We start from the raw sequence: 1,258 nt of genomic DNA, 5'->3' as shown, positions 1-1,258 counted from the left end.
CTGGTTGGGTCCCCGGGTAGGAGTCCAGTGTTTGTGTGAGTTTCGTGTCCGAGAATGGACGCAGGAGGAATTTCACGAATCATGGCACGCAGACACACCCCCGAGCAGGTCATCGCGAAGGTCCGGCAGGGCCAGAAGATGCTCAATGACGGACGCCCGATGGTCGAGGTCATCAAGGAGCTCCAGGTCACCGAGGCGACCTGGTACCGGTGGCTGAAGGAGTACGGTTCCGAGAAGAACGCCGAGGCCTCCAGGCGGACCAGAGAGCTGGAGAAGGAGAACGCCCGGCTCAAGCGGTTGCTGGCGGAGAAGGAACTGGCCATCGACATTCTCAATGAGGTGGCGAAGGGAAAATTCTGAGCCCCGAACCGCGCCGCCGTGCCGTGCGCATGGCGGTGGAGAAGTTCGGGGCGTCCGAACGCTTCGCCTGCGCGCTTCTGGGCCAGAACCGGTCCGCGTTCCGCAAGAAGAAACCCGACATGGGATTCGAGGAGGCGCAGCTGCGTGCGGACCTGAGGGCCGTGGCCGTGAAGCATCCCGCGTGGGGCTGGCGGAAGGCCCGCTGGCATCTGCTGGCCCAGCCGGCATGGGCTGGTGTGGCACTGAACAAGAAGCGGGTGCGCCGGCTCTGGCGTGACGAAGGGCTCACGTGCAAACCCAGGGCGAGGAAGAAGAGGCGCACCGGCCCCGGCGCCGGGGAACAGAAGCGTCTCACGGCCCAGTACCCGATGCACGTGGTCAGCTTCGATTTCCAGTCCGACGTGACCTCCTGCGGCCGACACATCCGGTTCTTCAATGTCATCGACGAATACACGCGCACGGCGCTGGCAGTCATTCCGCGCCGGTCCTTCAAGGCCGCCGACGTCATCGCGGTGCTGGAGGACATCATCGCCGAAACCGGCACCGCCCCGACGTACGTCCGCTGCGACAACGGGCCGGAATTCACCGCCGCAGCGCTGGTCGGCTGGTGCAACACCGCCGGGGTCGATACCGCGTTCATCGACCCCGGATCACCGTGGCAGAACGGCTTTATCGAGTCGTTCAACGCCCAGTTCAGAAGGGAACAACTCACCGGAGAAATCATGGACACCATGGCCGAGGCAAGGTATTTGGCCGAGGAATGGAAAGCTATCTACAATCATGAACGGCCCCACGGATCCCTGGATGGCATGACGCCGAATCGGTACTGGGAGAACTGGACGCAAGAAAACCAATTAGCTATCGCATAGACGCTGGACTGCTAACGGGGACCCAACCA

At 62.9% G+C, this 1,258-nt stretch carries 1 protein-coding gene; it reads left to right on the top strand.

Annotated elements, in window-relative coordinates:
* Nucleotides 1-81 precede the first annotated feature (81 nt).
* Nucleotides 82-1,229, top strand: a protein-coding gene (locus KNN17_RS22260; protein ID WP_241711096.1) for an IS3 family transposase whose coding sequence is annotated in 2 segments (ribosomal slippage) — nucleotides 82-355 and nucleotides 355-1,229 — 1,149 coding nt in all. Because the reading frame shifts where the segments join, the coding sequence is not laid out codon by codon here.
* Nucleotides 1,230-1,258: the final 29 nt, after the last annotated feature.

The sequence above is a fragment of the Arthrobacter bambusae genome (assembly GCF_022606295.1).
GTDB classification, from domain to species: Bacteria; Actinomycetota; Actinomycetes; order Actinomycetales; family Micrococcaceae; genus Arthrobacter; species Arthrobacter bambusae_A.
The sequence above is the reverse complement of the archived record's forward strand: the minus strand, read 5'-3'. Positions and strand labels throughout refer to the sequence as shown.